The sequence below is a fragment of the Pseudoalteromonas sp. J2K-J031 genome (assembly GCF_058197095.2).
Map to the genome: position 1 here is coordinate 2,917,613 of NZ_CM200279.1, position 19,327 is coordinate 2,936,939.

General features: G+C 40.3%; 17 protein-coding genes. 12 read left to right on the forward strand and 5 right to left on the reverse strand.

Annotation, left to right across the window (positions count from 1 at the left end):
• Positions 1 to 10: 10 nt before the first annotated feature.
• Positions 11 to 1,843, forward strand: a complete 1,833-nt coding sequence (locus AC3KZC_RS13215; protein WP_490578829.1) for a TonB family protein — start codon at positions 11 to 13, stop codon at positions 1,841 to 1,843.
• 57 nt (positions 1,844 to 1,900) lie between these two features.
• Positions 1,901 to 2,704 (forward strand): class I SAM-dependent methyltransferase, encoded by an 804-nt coding sequence (locus tag AC3KZC_RS13220; RefSeq protein WP_490578828.1) that lies wholly within the window; start codon positions 1,901 to 1,903, stop codon positions 2,702 to 2,704.
• Between the two features lie 19 nt (positions 2,705 to 2,723).
• On the opposite strand, the gene hrpB is transcribed toward AC3KZC_RS13220, so the two are convergent.
• The 4 genes from hrpB to AC3KZC_RS13240 all read right to left on the reverse strand — a co-directional run bounded on the left by hrpB (position 2,724) and on the right by AC3KZC_RS13240 (position 8,176).
• Positions 2,724 to 5,147 carry an ATP-dependent helicase HrpB gene (gene hrpB, locus AC3KZC_RS13225; RefSeq protein WP_490578827.1) on the reverse strand — a complete coding sequence of 808 codons (2,424 nt, stop codon included), beginning with the start codon at positions 5,145 to 5,147 and terminating at the stop codon, positions 2,724 to 2,726.
• Between the two features lie 229 nt (positions 5,148 to 5,376).
• Complete coding sequence (locus AC3KZC_RS13230) at positions 5,377 to 6,474, reverse strand: response regulator transcription factor (RefSeq protein WP_490578826.1); 1,098 nt, start codon at positions 6,472 to 6,474, stop codon at positions 5,377 to 5,379.
• Between the two features lie 120 nt (positions 6,475 to 6,594).
• Positions 6,595 to 7,827: an ammonium transporter AmtB gene (gene amtB / locus AC3KZC_RS13235; protein ID WP_490578825.1), complete on the reverse strand. Its 1,233-nt coding sequence runs from the start codon at positions 7,825 to 7,827 to the stop codon at positions 6,595 to 6,597.
• Positions 7,828 to 7,837: 10 nt separating this feature from the next.
• Positions 7,838 to 8,176 carry a P-II family nitrogen regulator gene (locus tag AC3KZC_RS13240; RefSeq protein ID WP_490578824.1) on the reverse strand — a complete coding sequence of 113 codons (339 nt, stop codon included), beginning with the start codon at positions 8,174 to 8,176 and terminating at the stop codon, positions 7,838 to 7,840.
• Between the two features lie 337 nt (positions 8,177 to 8,513).
• Here AC3KZC_RS13240 and AC3KZC_RS13245 point away from each other — a divergent pair, with 337 nt between their 5' ends.
• The 4 genes from AC3KZC_RS13245 (at position 8,514) to AC3KZC_RS13260 (ending at position 12,049) form a co-directional block, all read left to right on the forward strand.
• On the forward strand, positions 8,514 to 9,596 hold the full coding sequence (locus tag AC3KZC_RS13245; RefSeq protein WP_490578823.1) for a sensor histidine kinase: 1,083 nt from the start codon (positions 8,514 to 8,516) through the stop codon (positions 9,594 to 9,596).
• 1 nt (position 9,597) lies between these two features.
• Entirely contained in the window at positions 9,598 to 10,692 is a 1,095-nt protein-coding gene (locus AC3KZC_RS13250) for a histidine kinase (RefSeq protein ID WP_490578822.1), read from the forward strand.
• A gap of 90 nt (positions 10,693 to 10,782) precedes the next feature.
• Entirely contained in the window at positions 10,783 to 11,337 is a 555-nt protein-coding gene (locus AC3KZC_RS13255) for a histidine kinase (RefSeq protein WP_490578821.1), read from the forward strand.
• Complete coding sequence (locus tag AC3KZC_RS13260; RefSeq protein ID WP_490578820.1) at positions 11,327 to 12,049, forward strand: LytR/AlgR family response regulator transcription factor; 723 nt, start codon at positions 11,327 to 11,329, stop codon at positions 12,047 to 12,049. Before AC3KZC_RS13255 ends, AC3KZC_RS13260 begins: the two co-directional genes overlap by 11 nt.
• Before the next feature lie 22 nt (positions 12,050 to 12,071).
• On the opposite strand, the gene AC3KZC_RS13265 is transcribed toward AC3KZC_RS13260, so the two are convergent.
• Positions 12,072 to 13,337 carry a diguanylate cyclase domain-containing protein gene (locus tag AC3KZC_RS13265; protein WP_490578819.1) on the reverse strand — a complete coding sequence of 422 codons (1,266 nt, stop codon included), beginning with the start codon at positions 13,335 to 13,337 and terminating at the stop codon, positions 12,072 to 12,074.
• Positions 13,338 to 13,461: 124 nt separating this feature from the next.
• Here AC3KZC_RS13265 and AC3KZC_RS13270 point away from each other — a divergent pair, with 124 nt between their 5' ends.
• The 6 genes from AC3KZC_RS13270 (at position 13,462) to serA (ending at position 19,289) form a co-directional block, all read left to right on the forward strand.
• Positions 13,462 to 14,355 (forward strand): dTDP-4-dehydrorhamnose reductase family protein, encoded by an 894-nt coding sequence (locus AC3KZC_RS13270; RefSeq protein WP_490578818.1) that lies wholly within the window; start codon positions 13,462 to 13,464, stop codon positions 14,353 to 14,355.
• Between the two features lie 93 nt (positions 14,356 to 14,448).
• Positions 14,449 to 15,951 (forward strand): S10 family peptidase, encoded by a 1,503-nt coding sequence (locus AC3KZC_RS13275; RefSeq protein WP_490578817.1) that lies wholly within the window; start codon positions 14,449 to 14,451, stop codon positions 15,949 to 15,951.
• A 192-nt stretch (positions 15,952 to 16,143) separates the two neighbouring features.
• Positions 16,144 to 16,698: a hypothetical protein gene (locus tag AC3KZC_RS13280; RefSeq protein ID WP_490578816.1), complete on the forward strand. Its 555-nt coding sequence runs from the start codon at positions 16,144 to 16,146 to the stop codon at positions 16,696 to 16,698.
• A 50-nt stretch (positions 16,699 to 16,748) separates the two neighbouring features.
• A complete protein-coding gene (locus AC3KZC_RS13285; protein ID WP_490578815.1) occupies positions 16,749 to 17,330 on the forward strand; it encodes a 5-formyltetrahydrofolate cyclo-ligase in 582 nt (193 codons plus the stop codon).
• A 55-nt stretch (positions 17,331 to 17,385) separates the two neighbouring features.
• A complete protein-coding gene (gene rpiA / locus AC3KZC_RS13290) occupies positions 17,386 to 18,042 on the forward strand; it encodes a ribose-5-phosphate isomerase RpiA (protein WP_490578814.1) in 657 nt (218 codons plus the stop codon).
• A gap of 14 nt (positions 18,043 to 18,056) precedes the next feature.
• The gene (gene serA, locus AC3KZC_RS13295; RefSeq protein WP_490578813.1) at positions 18,057 to 19,289 is read left to right on the forward strand and encodes a phosphoglycerate dehydrogenase; all 1,233 of its coding nucleotides are present in this window, start codon (positions 18,057 to 18,059) and stop codon (positions 19,287 to 19,289) included.
• The last annotated feature ends 38 nt before the right edge of the window (positions 19,290 to 19,327 follow it).

Sequence of the window (19,327 nt, forward strand, 5' to 3'; positions counted from 1 at the left end):
AACAGCGCAAATGGATGTCATTGAACTCATAATTAATTACCCATTTTTTCAAACTCTTTCTTTAGTATTGCTTCATTTCATCTGGCAAGCTTGCGCAATTGCGTTAGGTGTGTTTGTTTTACTTAAACTAATTTCCAACCAAAATGCACACGCACGATACCTCATTTGTATCATGGCTTTAATTCTTTGCTTTTTATCACCTTGCCTAACTTATTTATTTTTAACAAACAACGCAGCGGCCGTCACACTCTCGGACAATACACCGCTTATTATCCCAACAGATTTATTAACCACCAGCACATTAGAAACCCATTTTTTAGATTACTTTCCTCTCATGGCACTATTTTGGCTTTTTGGGGTGATTTTTTTCAGTGTTAAACTGAGCCTTGGCCTTTATTACACAAATCAGTTGCCCCGACATTTTTGTGTTTTGCCAAACATGCAGCTTCAAGAACTATTCTTTGATTTGCAGCACAGGTTAAAAGCCAATAAACATACAAAATTATTAGTTTCTTTAAAAGTAGAAGTACCTATGGTAATTGGCTGCTTTAAACCTGTGATTTTATTACCACTGTCGATGAGTTCAGGTTTAAGTTTACAACAAATTGAAATGCTACTCGCTCATGAGCTTGCGCATATTAAACGCCATGATTACCTCGTGAATTTAATTCAAACGATTGTCGAAATTATATTCTTTTTTCATCCGGCTGTATTTTGGCTATCGACACAGACCCGAACTGAGCGAGAGTATTGTTGCGATGATCTCGCCATATCTTGCTGTGGCACACCTATCGCTTATGCGAAAACATTAACCAACGCTGAGTTACTTAGACCTCATCACATTCCAACTCTTGCAATGGCAGCCACAGGTGGCGACCTAGTGCAGCGAGTCAATCGGATGATCGCTCAACATCAGTGCACTTCTAACAATAGCGTGTCATCATCAGCTTTAGCTGGCTTGTTAATGGTGTTCACTTTTATCTGTTTCATAAGTGCTCAGCAAGTGTTAGCCCTGCTCCATACTGAGCAACCCAGTGCAGCCCAAACAAGTTCATCACTTAAACAAACCATTAATGATCTAACACTAAACGCATCGTTATTGGCTGAACAAACAAATACCCTCAAACTCTCTCAAGCTCCCAATACCTCAGCATTAATTGAGGTAACAACTCAGCAAGCAAACAACATTGAAAAAACTGAACAGCCAATCGCGACTCGATTGTTAAATCAGAAAACATCGATTATTGAAGAGTTGAATAAAACACAACCAATCGAGCTACAACACCTTAAAACCAAAACAACAAAGCAAATTCCCCCCCACCAGCAGGTTCAACCGTTAACAGCACGCACCCCGCCAACAATTGAAATTAAAACAACCTCAAAAATTAACAGTCCAAAACACTCAGCACTCATCAGTCAACAAGCCGCTAAAACAGAGCTAATAACCCCTCATGTGAAATCAACCTCAATTGCGGATAAACACAAAACCACCATTAATAATAAAATAACGAACAAACAACCGTTCATTGCAAAAGAGCAAGCACCAAAACTAATCCATTTTGTAAGCCCTGAATTTCCTAAATTAGCTGTAATTAGAACAAAAGAACCTCAAGTCAAGGTCAACTTCACCATAGATAAACATGGGAATGTTACAGACATTTCGTTTATCAATGGCAGGCGCGCATTTACCAAAGCTGTCGAGAAAGCGCTTGTGCAGTGGAAATTTAAACCACGAAAAGTCAATAATATTGCCGTCGCCACAAAAGCAAGTCGAAGCTTTACTTTCTCTCATGACGCGACCGATGACATTGCAGAACTAGGCTCTCGGATTAAACGGATTTAAGATTTAACGCCGCTTAGGCAAATAAGGTATAATACGTATTTATTTTTTGAGTGACGTATGATTATTAATCCTGATTGGCGAATTCTTACTATTGGTGATGGTGATTTATCTTTTTCTGCTGCGCTTTGGCAGCACCATAAGCCTCAGGCACTGTGTGCTACAGTATTGGATAGCCGCAGCACTTTGCTCGAAAAATACAGCGACAATCAACTCGACTTTTTAGATAAAAACAATATCCCTGTACTCACTGATTTTGATGTAACGGACCCGACCTCTTGGCAAGGTTTCAGTGCGCAGCAATTTGACTTAGTTATTTTTCAATTTCCATTAGTGCCAGCTTTTAATAATGCTGCTCTTTTTTTTAATGAGTGCCAGCACATGAGTGTAAATACCCTCAATCGCATATTGCTGCGCCATTATCTACTCAACTGCTTTAAACATTTTTTAGATCCACTAGGGCAAAGGCTTGCCGTTATTACCTCAAAAGATGTTAAGCCTTATAGCCATTGGAATATCGAAACAGCATTAATAGAGCATACCAATCTGAATTATTTAGGAAAAACACCGTTCGATATCACACAATTTAGCGGCTACAAAGTGCGAAATGTTGACCGAGATAAACACGTAAAAGATACCCAAGGCTGGAGTTATGTTTTTAGTGACAACATTGCGCACCCTGTCGGTAAAAATTTAATTCCCCCGCTAGATTGCAGCAGTGGCTGCACTTGGTGTCATATAAGCCATTTTCAAAATGTGATAGACAAAACGAGTCATCTGGCCTCTAAACGTCATCAAGAAATGGCAAAATTTAATCAACAATGGCAATGGGCTCTCACGAACCATATAAGCTTTCAAAACTAATTAACCTTAGTTTTAATACTTACATGCGGCTTTTTACTCGATTGGTGGCTTGGCTAGTGCCAGGGTCATCAGGCCAGAAATGTTTCGGATATCGCCCTTTCATTTCCTTTTGCACTTCTTTATAGCTTCCTTGCCAAAATCCAGCTAAATCTTGGGTTAGCTGCAAAGGACGCCCTGCTGGCGAAAGAAGCTCCATTAATACTGCAATTTTGCCCTGCGCTATTTGTGGGCTGCTTAACCAGCCATACACTTCTTGCATCCGTACCGATAACTTAACAGGGCCCGATAATTGATAAGTCAGACCGATTGTGGAACCACTTGGCACTTCCAACTTTGTCGGTAATAAGGCATTGAGTTGATTGGCTTGCTGCCAATTAAGCAGCGACAGTAATGCGTTATTTAAGCTTAGCTTTTTAAGCTGTTCATAACTTTTAATCTCATCAAGATACGGCGCTAACCAGCTTGCTTGATTGCTCACTAACCATGATTCAGAAAAAGGCGCAAACACCTCAGTAAATAATTCGCCCGCGATCTTCAAGCGCACAAGTAATTGCAGAGACGACGCATAATCATTAAATATCACGAGTCCACGCTCTGTAACTAATCGCTGCCAAGCTAGGCTGCGCTGGGCTTTATTAATTTCACCCACCATTGCTTTAGAATGAATACAGATTGCACCGAGCATCAAACGTTGCTCCGCAATAAAGCGATTACTTTTATCATCAAAATCACATACATCTAAGTTATTGAATAAATGCGGTAATGCGCTTTGTAATTGCGATATCGCTACAGAGGCGGCGCTGAATATTCGACCCCCTTTGGACCCACCTAACTGTGCAATGGCAATATATTCATCTTGATAAAACGCATCTTCACATAAATCGGCTCCAGCGCCATTGGCAAGCAAATAACCTTTACCACGTTTTTTAGCTATGCGATCGGGATAAGCAAGCGCCACTAAGATACCTAAATATTCTGTGTTTAACTCAAGTGGAGCACTGAGCTTAAAACGCCTTAACCAAGCATGTAACGATTGCTTAAATTGAGGGTGCGCTAAATTGTTACGATTATGCAACGCTTGGGCTAAATCAACTTCTTGATAACCCCGACTTTCAAACAAGGCGACCAAATAAACAGCCAACACATAAATGCCAGCATACTCATTTTCAAGTTGCTGGGCTTTAATTAACATATGGGCTAAACGAAGATCAGTACCAAAACCCAGCATTGTTTTACCCATTGCAGTGATTTTATGCTGCTCGTCAACCGCCTCTAACATCAGTAATAATTGCCACGCTTGCTGCCTTTGTACGTCGCTAGGTTTATTAAGCAAGATTAAATCTTCTAATTCTGCTCCCCACATCGCAGTTTCAAGCAATAACGGGCTAATATCACAGCTTAATATTTCGGGTTGATCATGACTTTCGCGTCGTTCAAACTGCGCAGATGTGCCTAGTCGAAATACTTTACCCTCTGACAGTCGTCCCGCTCGCCCAGCACGCTGAATTGCAGCAGCACGAGATATTTGTGTGGTAACAAGCTCAGTAACGCCAGTTTTTAAATTAAATTTGGCTGAGCGCTGCCTGCCACTATCGATAACAACAGTGATCCCTTCGATGGTCAAACTAGTTTGCGCCACATTAGTGGTCAATACTATTTTACGTTTTGGTGCGATAGCGGGCGCAATAGCAATGTCTTGCTGCTGCTTATTTTGCTCGCCAAATAAAGCATGTACTTCGATAGATGAATCTAAATCAGTTAAAGCACGCTGTAGATATTTAATTTCTTTTTGGCCGGGTAAAAACACTAAACAGCTACCCACCTCATTCGCTGCCACATGCTTAACAGCACCAACCAAAGCCGTTAACCACTGACTTTCATCAGCAACAGGCCAGTAATGCTCACTAATTGGGAAGGTACGTCCATCAGTGCTCAATACGTTACACCCTAACGTATCAGCCATTTTTTCGCTGTCTAAGGTGGCTGACATGATCAAAATATTTAAATCATCACGAAACGCCAGTTGGCTTTCTAACGCAAAAGCTAAAGCTGTGTCAGCAGCTAATGAACGCTCATGAAACTCGTCAAAAATCAGGCAATCAATCCCTGTTAATTCGGGATCTTGCTGCAACATGCGAGTTAATACTCCTTCGGTCACAATTTCTAGGCGAGTGGCCGCAGAGCAAACATGCTCATTACGAATGCGTAAACCAATACTTTGCCCCAAAGGCTCTTGCTGACAACTTGCTAAGTAATTGGCAATATTTCGTGCTGCGAGCCGACGAGGCTCAAGCATCACGATTTTACCAAATACATTATCGCGCATGAGCTGCAACGGTAACCACGTTGACTTACCCGCACCAGGTGGCGCTTGTAATAAGTTAATTTTTTGCGTTTTTAAACGAGTGACTAATTCGCAGTAGATAGATTCAACGGGTAACACAGGCTGCAACTCAAGATAAAAATAGATCGATATTGTAGCGCTAAACTCAAACTCATTGCGAGTAAAGTGAAAAGTAAAATAAGACTGTTAAACAAGGTTATAAAGCTGGTAGAAGTAACCGTTACACAAAGTGATTTACAGGCTCAAATGCTATCGTTCGATCCCTTTATCAATCACAACACCAAAAGATGCCTGCTCTGACTACGTAAAAAATATCAAAAATAGTGCCCTATCCAAGCTGGCGTTTAAACTCAAGCATAACGTGCTCCAATTCGTTGACGATCTTAAAGTGTTCCAGTGCCATTTCTTCAAACTGCATTAAGGTAGAGTCCGTCACTGCTGTCAAGCTTTGCTCTTCTTCATCGGTTAATTGTAATTGACTAAATACCTCAAAAAACTGCCAAGACTGCTTAGTCTGAATATTATTAGTTTCTTTATTAAATTGATGCATTCGTGCTTTAACCACATCAAGCGCCTCAGCCACCTTGCTAAAATAAATTTGTTTTATGGCCTCTTTATTAAGAGAGACCAGCTTTTGCTCCACACATTCAATATAAGCAGCTAAAACATCAAGCAGTTGGCCTTTTTTAACCTCTTCATCGGGTATATTTTTTATTAACATACAAATATTGTGAGTCTGAAAAAAATAACGTTTCCCTACTTGGATCACACGATCACCTTTTTGCATCGCAAGGGTAATTAAATCTTGCTCAAGGCCCGTTGCTACATCTACCGGGCTATCCCACATCGTTAAGTTTTGGTTTTCATTGATGGCAATGGTCGCCATTAAATCCAGATCATCCATAAAAGCAAATAAACTTCGTAAAAACGAATTAATAGAAGATGTAATCAAACAATCTTGAATGGCCCGAGCTGTCGTTCCCCATACATAAGAATCAGACATGGCGGTATATACTGCTTTACTGGCTTGCTGCTCAGCGATAAAAATTTGCTGGTATTTACTTTGAAATTTAAGTGCTTGCTCAATTTTAAAGTTCAATACAGCGGGGGCAAAACTAGTTTTATCTATCCAATCAATAGCGCCAGCATTAAAGGCAGCCATTTTATTTTCTAATTCATTCGTGGCGCTAATGAATAATACAATTGGCCGAGTAGATAATAACGCTAAGCTTTGTGCCACTTGAAGACTATCACCATCAGGTAGGTAATAATCTAGTAAAACAACTTGATAAGAATTGGTTCTGATTTTCTCAAACGCTTCTCTGATACTGTGAGCAACATCAACTCGGTATCGCTCTCCCATCGATAACTTTAATAAATCACACAAATATAAATCGTCTTCAACTATTAATGTATCAATGATCATTGCTCGGATATCCGCTTTAGATTTTTATTAAGCGTAGTTAAGATTTAATTCTAACCATAATAAAAATACCATAAAAAAAGCCTATCTTGAGATAGGCTTTTGATAACACTTATGACTGATTTATATATTACTGCGAACTGTTACAAACTCGGGATACGCGTCAACACCACAATCATGCTGATCCATACCGTTGATCTCTTCCTCTTCTGAAACACGAATACCCATCACGCTTTTTAAAATTGACCACGTAATTAATGATGCGATAAAAACAAAACCAAAAATTGTCACCGTACCAATTAATTGATTCACAACAGTCGCATCAGCATTTGACAGCGGCACAAGCATTAAACCAAGCACACCACACACCCCATGGACTGAAATCGCACCTACAGGATCATCAATTTTTACTTTATCCAAAAATACAATGCTAAAGACCACAAGCGACCCACCTAACGCGCCCAGTAATAAAGCCAAGACTGGTGAAGGAGATGCAGGATCTGCAGTAATAACAACTAAACCAGCAAGGGCACCATTTAACACCATGGTTAAATCTGCTTTACCCCATAAAATTTTACACACAAACAAGGCTGCAATTGCACCCGCTGCTGCTGCTGCGTTGGTATTAACCATGATTTTACCAATTGCGGTTGAGTTTTCGGCATCAGAGAGCATTAACTGTGAGCCACCATTAAAACCAAACCATCCCATCCATAAAATAAACGTGCCTAGTGTTGCAAGTGGTAAATTCGAGCCTGGTATTGGGTAAATTTCACCATTTTTACCATATTTACCTTTACGAGCACCTAATAATAATACCCCTGCCAAAGCTGCTGAAGCGCCCGCCATATGAACAATGCCTGAGCCTGCAAAGTCAACAAAACCAAGTTTCGATAAAAAGCCGCCACCCCAAGTCCAATAACCTTCAAGTGGATAAATAAAACCCGTCATCACGACACAAAACGCTAAGAAAGCCCATAATTTCATACGTTCAGCTACCGCACCCGACACAATCGACATCGCAGTGGCAACAAATACAACTTGAAAGAAAAAATCCGACTCTAGAGAATGGTTTGCATCACTTGCTTGTGTGCCCATTAAAGAGCCAAAAGATGGGAGAACGCCACCTTCAGGGTTATTCACATACATAATGTTGTAACCAACCAATAAAAACATGGTGCAGGCTATCGCATACAAAGCGACATTTTTAGTCAAAATTTCAGTGGTATTTTTAGAGCGTACCAAGCCAGCTTCAAGCATTGCAAAGCCAGCCGCCATCCACATCACTAATATGCCCGATACTAAAAAATAAAACGTATCAAGCGCGAATTTTAATTCAATTACCGTGTTTTCCATTTGCTACCCCTTAAATGGCTTCTTCGTCTAATTCGCCGGTACGGATCCGCACGATTTGCTCTAAGTCATAAACAAAAATCTTTCCATCACCTATTTTGCCTGTTGAAGCCACTCTTGTGATTGCTTCAACAATGCGATCTAAATTGTCACTGCGCGTTGCAATTTCAATTTTCACTTTTGGGATAAAATCGACTTGATATTCAGCTCCGCGATACAACTCTGTATGACCTCGTTGACGACCAAATCCTTTGACATCAACTACCGTCATCCCCTCTACCCCCAAATCAGACAAGGCTTCACGCACATCATCTAATTTAAACGGCTTTATAATTGCACTAATCATTTTCATCTAGTGAGCCCTCGTTATCGTTTTTATTTATCTGTTGATAACAAGTTAATCCAACCTTTGTGCCAATATTTAAAAGTTATTTATTTCATTCACTTACAAAAAACAATTAACAATTTAGCAGCATGTTCGCACCATATTTGTGCAACAATCAAACAACGTAGCCTATCGTGGTGCATTGATACTCTGTCATTGTATTTTTATAAACAGCGTCTTAATTCCGAATTTAGTTACAGATTGATTTATTGATATTTTTAGCACACTATAGCCTCTTTGATTTCACCTCCATCTAGCATAGACTCGGAGGGAACTGGCTAATTTAAAAAGGAATAATCAAGGAATGACTTATTGGGTTCTGCAAGGTTTAACTGCCGTAGCCTTGTTTAGTTTGCAATTTGCATCGGGTTTAGAGCATACCTTAGCGGTATATCCCGACTGGGTTGTCTTGAGCCAAATAACCTTTAACTCCTTACTTTTTGTGTTACTCACTCATTTCATTGTCCGTGCACCACAAAAATATTTATTGCCCGAAAACGCACTCAAAAAAACGATTATAAAAACCCTGTTTATTTCAGCCATTCTTGCCATGCTTTTCGACATAACCCTAAGCCACACTTTTGAAGCGCTGTTCAATCCTAAAATAGATTATTTGACGAGCGCATTTCGTTTAGGTACAGAGCACAAGCTAGTGTTACGCGAGCACGATCTCTTCCAACCCTCATGGGAAGCAACTAAGCTGCTAATTAAAACTCTTGTAGTGACATTATTATATCTAATGTGGGGATTAGCCTATCTCGCCTTCACAGGGCTACGCAATCGTTTGGCAATTCAGCAAAAAGTTCAAGAAGGTCAGTTGGCGCTTTTAATGAGTCAGTTAAACCCTCACTTTTTATTTAACTCAATGAACAGTATTCGAGGCATGATTTTTGAAAACAAAGAAATTGCAAAAGAGCTGGTCGATAAACTCACTGAACTGTTTCGTTATAATTTAAGTTCAAAACAAAAACCCACCATTTTTCTCAAAGATGAACTAACTGTATGTGAGTTTTATCTTGATATTGAACAGACTCGACTTGAAGAGCGGCTGTTAATTGAAATTAATATTCCCGATGAATGTTTATCACTCCCCATTCCTACCATGGGCTTGCTTACCTTACTAGAAAATGCCATTAAACATGGTATTGCCCCTCGAGTTGAAGCTAGTTTATTGAAAATTGATGCTTATTTATTTGACAAAAATTGGCAGCTCGTTGTCTCTAATCCGCTTTATCAAGGTTCTTATAAACCCAGCGGAACAGGAACCGGATTAACCAACTTAAAACAGCGTATGGGGCTGATGTACAATGATGATGCCATCGTCACAACCGAGCACATCAACGATCATTTTATTGCACGTATTACCTTACCAATAAAGAACACATAATATGGATTGGACTTATCTCACCCGAACAGGTAAACGCTATTGGCAGTATTTAGGCCTCTCTTTTGTGTTGTTATTTATTTATTACATTTACTCCTCATTTGTCACTTTAAATGAAATAGCAAGCAAGCCCTTTATCGTAGGGCAAGGACTAGTGAGCTGCATAAATTTCTTTATTACATTTCATGTCCTTGTACGAGGAATGTACAAAGCTAAAGAAGGTAAAATACGCACCATAAAAATGCAGCTGTTATGGCTATTTACCATAACCATCACTGCAACTATTTGCTACATGCTGCTTGAGTGGTTATTTTTGATTTTTGCTCCTTACACCATAGAGCAATTACTGGCCTCGCTTTTTAAAGATATAGAACAACCAAGCTACCCAACCTTAATATTACTCAGTTTTTTTAGTTACTGGGGCCATACTGTAAGCTGGGTTTTAGTATATGTAATTATTGTTAGTGGCAGAAACTACCAAAAATTAAAAGAAGTGATTGAAACTCAAGAGCTTAAAATTCTTATCAATCAAATTAACCCCGACTTTCTTTACAATACAATGGATGTCATTAAAAAAACCATTGATGTCGATGCAGAACAGGCCGCCGATGTTGTAACCCAAGCCTCTGAATTATTTCGCTATAATTTAACAGCCAGTAACAATAACACCGGCAAAATTGAACAAGAGCTTGCAAGTTTAAATAACTATCTAGGCTTACTTAAATTGCAAGGCAAAGCCCCTAATGAAATCCATATCAACTTTGAACAGCAAAGCCAACTTGTTGAATTACCGACCATGACGTTAATTTTTATGGTGTCGCACATATTGAAAAACGCACTTCAGCCTAGCCATGCATTATCACTGACAGGTAAAGTGACAAACCATCAATATCAAATTGTCCTGCTGCATACGTCAGTAAAAAAACGCAAGTTAGATATGGCATACTTTCGGAATATTCAGCGGCGATTGGTGTTTATTTTCAAACATGACGCACAACTCGTATCAATTAAAGATAAAACAAGCCATAAGCTTATTTTAACCGTACCGATAAAAACACAAGCGACCATTCATCCTGATAATTTACCTTCTGTCATTTAACAGTAGGCAAATAAGTTGAATACTTTTACACTTATTTACAGTTACGCCTCATAAATTGAAGCGCGTTCTTATTATTTTAAAAGCGACTTTATGTTTGATAGCAATACCGATTCAGTGTTAAACCCACACTTCATTTTTAATAGTATGAACGCTATTCGTTACACTATTTTTGAAGATCAAGACAAAGCTAGCGAGCTTTTAAGTGAGCTTGCACAACTATTACGATTTAAATTAGCTGATGGTAAAAATCAAACCGATGTCCTTGAAGAACTTACGTTTGTACAACACTACCTTAACCTTGAAACATTGCGCCTAGAAGAACGCCTCGAGAGCAATATCACCATATCGAATGTCAGTAAACACAACGTATTAGTTCAGTCTCTTTTACTGCCTCTGGTTGAGCGCATTTGCCATGAAAAAGATATTTATAGCGTGTCGCACAATCGGTTATCACTTCATTGCATTCAAGAAGATAAAAAAATAACGTTTACCTTAGAGCTTGTTCAAACACCACAGGTAAAAGCTGGCGAAATAAACTTTAGCCATGAACTCACTTTTATCGCACCGAATTTAACGCCAACATTGACCCAAACACTCACTAAAAATAGCTATAAAATGGAGTTAACGCTTAATTATGACCATTAAAGTAATCATTGTTGATGATGAACGTCTTGCCCGTAACGAGCTAAAACGTTTATTAGCCAAACACAGCCAAATTGAGATCATCGACGAAGCAAAAAATGCCGACGAAGCAAAAGAAAAAATTGCAGAACAAAAACCCGATGCCATTTTTTTAGATATTCATATGCCAGGAGTGACAGGCCTTGAGCTTGCAGAAACCCTAGGTGATGATGTAAATATCATATTTTGTACTGCGTACGACCAATTTGCAGTCGATGCTTTTTCGTTAAATGCAATGGACTATTTAGTTAAACCGGTTAATCCAGAACGCCTCGCTGAAAGTATCACTAAGTTAGAAAAACGGGTTGAGCAAGCAAAAATAAAAACCTCGCTCCCTGATGATCATAAGCTTATGGTGAAATACGGTGAGAAAATGCGCATTATTCAACTCAACGAAATCATCCGTTTTGAATCAATTGGTAATCATGCCGCTATTTACACCCCTCACGGCAAAGCATATTTACACAGCTCTTTAAACAAAATTGAAAAGAAACTCGATGAAGCCAACTATTTTAGAGCGAGCCGCTCTGACATCGTTCGCCTGGATGCGATTACAAGCATGGAACAATCAATCGGTTATGGGTTGCTTGCGACATTAACGAATGGCCAAACCATTGAGATTTCCCGCCGCCAAGCAACCAAATTAAAACAATTACTTGAATTTACACAACTTTAAAATTTAAGTAATCAGCAATGCATCAAACCTCATTGATGCATTGCGCTTGCTCTTCAAACAACACCACTTGGTTCCGCCCTTGCCCTTTTGCGTCGTAAAGCGCCAAATCTGCCTGCTGGATACACTGCTCAAGCGCTGTGCCATTAACCACAGCCACTCCAATACTAATAGAAACCGCTATGGGCTGTTCGGCAAAACTAAACAATCGATTTGAAATAAAAAATCGAAATTCATCCATTAAATCTTTAGCTCCTGCGGTATCTTCAGCAGTAAATAAAAGGGCAAATTCCTCCCCTCCTAAACGCGCACTTAAAAAATGCGGAAAATGTTGTTGCAACAGGCCAGACAAACTAACTAGCACTTCGTCACCCGCTTGATGACCGTAGGTATCATTAATTTGTTTAAAATAATCAATGTCTATCATGGCTAAAAACAGCGTATGCTGATTAGGCTCATGTTTTAGTTGGTATTGTGCTTGCTGATAAAAGTAACGGCGATTATATAAATTAGTTAAATAATCACGATTAGCCGCCTCTTTAATTTTACCAATCATATTGAGCTGTTCCATAGTCTGCATCACCCGACAATGAAACTCTTCAGGCATAAACGGTTTAATCAAAAAGTCATTCGCACCATATTTAATAAATTTGGCAGATAAACTTTGGCTCCCCGACGCAGAAATACCAATAATTGCCAATTCATCACGACCACGACGATGTCGAATTGCTTTAGCAAGCTCAAAGCCATCCATTTTTGGCATTGCAAAATCTGTCAGCAATAGCTTGATACTGGGATCTTCGGTCAGCATGGCGAGCGCCTCTTCGCCATCAGCCGCTTCGACCACCTGATACAACAACTGCTCAAGCATTTGGCGCATCATGTTTCGGCTAGTTTTTGAATCATCTGCGACCAGTACTTTGCTGCCTTGGTTACGCAATAGCTGGGCTAATAATTTAATCGCGTAAATGTACGAATCACGATTATCTTTAAGTACATAGTCAATCACGCCCATTTCTATCATTTGCAATCGTTTGTATTCATCGATAGCCGAGGTCAGCACCACGGTCGGTATGGACGATTTCATCATCAGTTTAACAACTTCACCATTAGGCGCATCAGGTAAGGTTAAGTCGACCAATGCCAATGCATAAGTATGGTGTTTAATCAATCCTGCGGCCTCTCGCAAAGACCATGCAAAATCAACCTCAATTTCTAGCCACTGGGCAGCTAAATGCCTTAAAACCTGTTGAACAACTTTACTGTCTTCAACAATTAATACTCGCTGCATTGTTACTCTCAACTTCTTATGGCTAAACACTTATCAAAGTTAACATAACACTTTATTATGAAAACCGATGCGAACAGTGCGGCGAATGTAACAATTTGTTGCAAATTTAACAACTGAGAAACCAATGAAAAAAATCATCATCACTGGCGCAAGTGGCTTGCTTGGGCGCGCACTCTTTAATGTTTTTTCTACCGACTTTGATGTAATTGGCACCGCCTTTTCACGAGCAAGCGGCTCGCTAATCGCGCTAGACCTCACAGACTTTAGCGCCCTTGAGGCATTATTGGTCGCTCAAAAACCAGATTATTTAATTCACGCAGCGGCAGAGCGTCGCCCTGAAGTCTGCCTCGAAAATCCAACCCTCACCCAACAACTCAATGTCAGCCTGCCGCAGGCCTTGGCGCAATTATGTGATAAGTATCACGTCGAGCTATTTTTTATCAGCAGTGATTATGTCTTTGATGGTACAGCCCCACCTTATGCAGAAACCGCGCAACCTGCACCACTCAATGACTACGGCATGTCAAAATACCAAGCCGAACAAGCGGTGCTCGCCTACCCGCAGCACAATGTGGTGCGTATTCCAGTGTTATATGGTGCAGTCGAAAAAATAGATGAATCAGCCCTCACCATTACTTGGCAGCAACTCATTCAAAGCGATGCACCAAAAATGGATAATTGGGCAATCCGCTATCCAACCCATGTAGACGACATAGCAAACACACTTAAAGCCATCATGTGCGAACTTGATGTATCGCAGCGCGGTGGCGTATTTCATATTTCAGATACTACGCCTTATACCAAATTTCAATTAGCGTGCGCGCTGGCTGATGCATTTGGCTATGATAAAAGCCTAATTACAGCTATGAATAACGCAGTTGGCCAAGCAGCCAGACCACAAAATTGTCAACTTGCAGATAATCGATTGGCAAAAAAAGGAATTTTATATCAAAGAGATGCAATTAAAAGCCTAATAGATGCGGTAAGACCTTTTGTAGATTGTGTTACGCATCGTTAACTTTAACTTAAAAATTGGTCATCAGTCTCAAGAACTTTGTTTTTTGTCTAAGAGTTGCTTTTAATAACATATCTATCATTACGAGAGAAAGTTATGAACCTGTTAAAAAGCACGCTGGTCTTGTTACTGGTGATCAGCCAATTGAGCTATGCCTCAAGCAGAGAAATTGAAGCCGAAAGTAAAGTCACCACCACCCATAAAGTAAAAATCAATGGTGACACAATTAATTACTCGGCTACCACTGGCACCCAGCCGGTGTGGGATGAAGAAGGCCAAGCCATTGCCACCCTTCACTATACTTATTATCAAAGTCAAGCAGTGAAAGACTACAGTAAGCGCCCGTTGTTAATTTCATTTAATGGCGGCCCGGGTTCTGCTTCAGTGTGGATGCACCTTGCTTATACTGGCCCACGTATTTTAAATATTGATGATGAAGGTTACCCAGTTCAACCTTATGGGGTTAAAGCGAATCCTTATTCTGTACTCGATGTCGCTGATATTTTATATGTTAATCCGGTTAATACCGGCTATTCTCGAGTGCTAAAAAATAAAGACGGTAAATTACCAAGCAAAACTGACCAGCAAAAACAATTTTTTGGGGTTAATGCCGACATAAAATACCTTGCTGAATGGCTCAATACCTTTGTTAGTCGTAACGATCGCTGGCTATCACCTAAGTTTTTAATTGGCGAAAGCTATGGTACTACTCGCGTAGCAGGCTTGGCACACGAACTACAAAATCAACAATGGATGTATTTAAATGGCGTTATTTTGGTGTCACCAACCGATATCGGCATTAAACGCGAAGGCCCGGTTGATGCGGCAAATCGCTTACCCTACTTTACCGCTGCCGCTTGGTATCACAAAGCACTCAATCCTGAACTGCAAAAGCTCGATTTAGATGCTGTACTCGCTCAAGCTGAACAATTTACCCTTGATCAATTAATGCCTGCAATTGCCCGAGGAGGCTTTTTAGCCCCGGAAGAAAAACAACGTATTGCAGCGAAAATGGCTTATTTTAGTGGGTTAAGTACGGAAGTTGTGTTGCAAAACAATCTCGATATTGCCCCAAGCTTTTTTTGGAAAGAATTACTACGCGACAAAGGACACACCATTGGCAGACTTGATTCGCGTTATTTAGGACTCGATAAAAAAGAAGTGGGCGATTCACCGGATTACTGGCCAGAACTCACCTCTTGGTTGCACTCATTCACACCTGCGATTAACTGGTATTTAAGCCAAGAACTTAATTACAAAACCGACATTAAATACAACATGTTTGGTTCAGTTCATCCATGGGATAGAAGCAATAACAAAGCGGGCGAAAACTTACGCCTAGCAATGGCGCAAAATCCCTACCTAAAAGTGATGGTACAAGCTGGTTATTACGATGGTGCAACCAATTATTTTGATGCTAAATACACCTTGTGGCAACTTGACCCAAGTGGGAAGATGCAAGATCGCTTAAGTTTTAAAGGCTATCGCAGTGGGCATATGATGTACTTGCGTCGCGATGATTTAAAACTTTCAAACAATGATTTACGAGACTTTATCAAGCATGCAACGCCTCCTGCGGGCGCAGCTGCAAAATATTAAGCCAAATCGCTTAGCTTGTTTCACAGGCTAAGCGCCTTCACTGAGCACAGCCTTGACTAAATCCACTTCACGTTAAATTATAAAATACCAATAAAATCTAAGACATATTTACATTCATCGCTTGCCCTACCTCGCATTTTTTGCCAAGTTTGGTATATAATTTAAACTCGACTTTGCCAATGAGAATGATCAATGAGCGATACCTGTAAAGTAGTCTTTGAGGCACTAAGCGCCCCACTCACCGTGCAACAAGCAAAGCAACTGCTGCAAGCTAAATTTAAATTAAGCGACGCCACTATTGCTAAATTCCTACAAGGTGACGAAGCATTTAATGCAACCACTGTAGACAAAGCACTCAAACAACAAAAAATATTTGCCAGCGTCGGAATACAAGTAAAGCTAATACAACCCGAGCCAGCGATTTCCCTGACTAAAGACTCTGATGCTGGTCAAAAAGAACGTGATTTAAAAATAATTAACGCGCTCGATTACATCACCACCAGCCTAATTCGTTTAGAAGAAAAAGTAGATGAGTTAGCGCAAACTCAAAATGCAAAGCTCCCCGACTTAGACGATGATTTAGAACCAGAACTTCACGCTGAACCGCTTGATTTTGAAGAAGACCTTAATGCCCCCATTCAAAAACGATCTAATAAATTATTTATCTTAATTGGTGGCGGTATTTTACTTTTATTAATCGCACTGCTCTTACTTAGCTTATTATATCCTGAGCTTTTACAGCTCTAAACCATGAGCTTTCATCAAGCTCATCCCATTTTTCGATAGAGAATTATTCCTTGAAAAGAGATGAAATCCGAGATCTCGTGCGAAAAAAACGCAACTCACTCACTCAATCACAACAAATAAAAGCCGAAAAACAGCTTAAGGTGAATTTAATTCAACAACTAAAACCCTATAAAAACGCAAAAATAGCCCTCTACCTAACTAACGACGGAGAGCTAGGTACAAACGAATTAATTCAAGCGCTACAAGCCGAAAACCACACTCTATTTTTACCAGTAATACACCCCTTCTCAAAGGGCTATTTACTCTTTCAAAAGTATGAAAAAAATTCACCCATGACCACTAATCGCTATGGTATCTTTGAGCCCAAGTTAAATTGCAGTCAAATTTGCCCGGTTGAACAGCTTGACATCATTTTTACGCCACTGGTCGCGTTTGATGAACAAGGCAACCGATTAGGAATGGGTGGTGGTTTTTACGACCGTACTTTGGCCAAATATTATCAAGAGCAATGGCAAAAACCGATAGTGATTGGTCTTGCTCACGAATGCCAAAAAGTAGCCACGTTACCTTGCGAAAGTTGGGATATTCCACTGAAGTGGATAGCAACCCCTGAATTTAACTACCGTTGGTAGTTAAAAAATTTATATACTGAGCACCCAAATTTTACCCGTTCTGGAGATGACTGTAATGACACAAGATGAAATGAAAAAAGCCGCCGCTTGGGCTGCACTCGAATACGTAGAAAAAGGCAGCATTATTGGTGTTGGCACGGGTTCAACCGTCAACCACTTTATTGATGCCCTTGGCACGATAAAAGAGGATATTCGTGGCGCTGTTTCAAGTTCAGAAGCGTCAACAGTGAAATTAAAAGCGCTTGGCATTGAGATATTTGAACTCAATGATGTCGATGGTTTAAGCGTTTATGTTGATGGTGCTGACGAAATTAATGCCAACAACGAAATGATCAAAGGCGGTGGCGCAGCACTTACGCGTGAAAAGATAGTCGCCGCAGTCGCTAAAAAGTTTGTTTGTATTGTCGATAGCAGCAAGCAAGTTGACGTACTAGGTGATTTCCCATTACCCGTTGAAGTCATTCCAATGGCACGCAGCTATGTAGCAAGAGAATTAGTAAAACTAGGCGGCGACCCAATGTATCGCCAAGGTGTTGTCACCGATAACGGTAATGTCATCTTAGATGTGTTTAATCTACAAATAAGCCAAGCAAAACAGTTAGAGCAACAAATTAATCAAATCGTGGGGGTAGTCACTAACGGCTTATTTGCCGCTCGTGGTGCAGATGTTGTCATTGTAGGCACCCCTGATGGACCAAAAATACTGAAATAAACTGAGGAATGAGGATGAGTAATAAGGTTTCGTTAGCAAAAGATAAAATTAAAATTTTATTGTTAGAAGGTTTACACCAAAGCGCCGTAGAAACACTTAAGCGCCACGGTTACAGCAATATTGAATATGTAAAAACCTCTTTAGCTGAAGAAGAACTGATTGAGCGAATTGCTGATGTGCATTTTATTGGTATTCGCTCGCGTACTCATCTAACAGAAAAAGTACTCGATGCAGCTGAGAAATTAATCGCTATTGGTTGCTTTTGTATCGGCACCAATCAAGTTGAACTCGATGCAGCTAAAGCCCGCGGTATTGCGGTATTCAATGCGCCGTTTTCAAATACACGTTCGGTAGCTGAACTAGTACTCGGCGAAATTTTGTTACTGCTTCGTCGTATTCCACAAAAAAATGCTCAAGCACATCGCGGTGTGTGGGATAAATCAGCTCACGGTTCATTTGAAGCGCGCGGTAAAACCTTAGGGATCATAGGTTATGGCCACATTGGGACTCAGCTTGGGATCATGGCTGAAAATATCGGCATGAATGTGCAATATTATGATATTGAAGACAAACTAAGCTTAGGTAATGCGACCCAAGTGCATCATCTAACCCAACTATTACAAACCTCTGATGTCATTAGTTTACACGTACCAGAAACGCCGCAAACCAAAAACCTGATTGGTGCTGCCGAGCTTGAAATCATCAAGCAAGGTGCCATTTTAATCAATGCATCACGTGGCACTGTGGTCGATATCGATGCCCTTGCCAGCAGCTTGCGTGAAAACAAACTATCAGGCGCAGCAATTGATGTATTCCCAACTGAACCAACGTCGAATGATGAAGAGTTCATTTCGCCACTGCGTGAATTCGACAACGTGATTTTAACGCCGCACATTGGGGGCTCAACCCAAGAAGCGCAAGAAAACATTGGTATTGAAGTTGCGGGTAAACTAGCCAAATATTCAGATAACGGCTCAACACTGTCAGCAGTTAACTTCCCTGAAGTATCATTGCCAGAACTGGCCGGTCGTAGTCGTTTATTGCACGTGCATCACAACCGCCCAGGTATTTTAACGCAAATCAACCAAGCATTTGCACAGCATGGTATTAATATCGCGGCGCAATACTTACAAACCAATGAAACCATTGGTTATGTTGTTATTGACGTTGATACCGATGATTCAGAAATTGCCTTAAAAGAACTGCGTGCGGTTGAAGGCACAATTAAAGCGCGTATCTTGCACTAAGTAACCCGTTTTAATTGAACGAGATCAACTCTGTGACC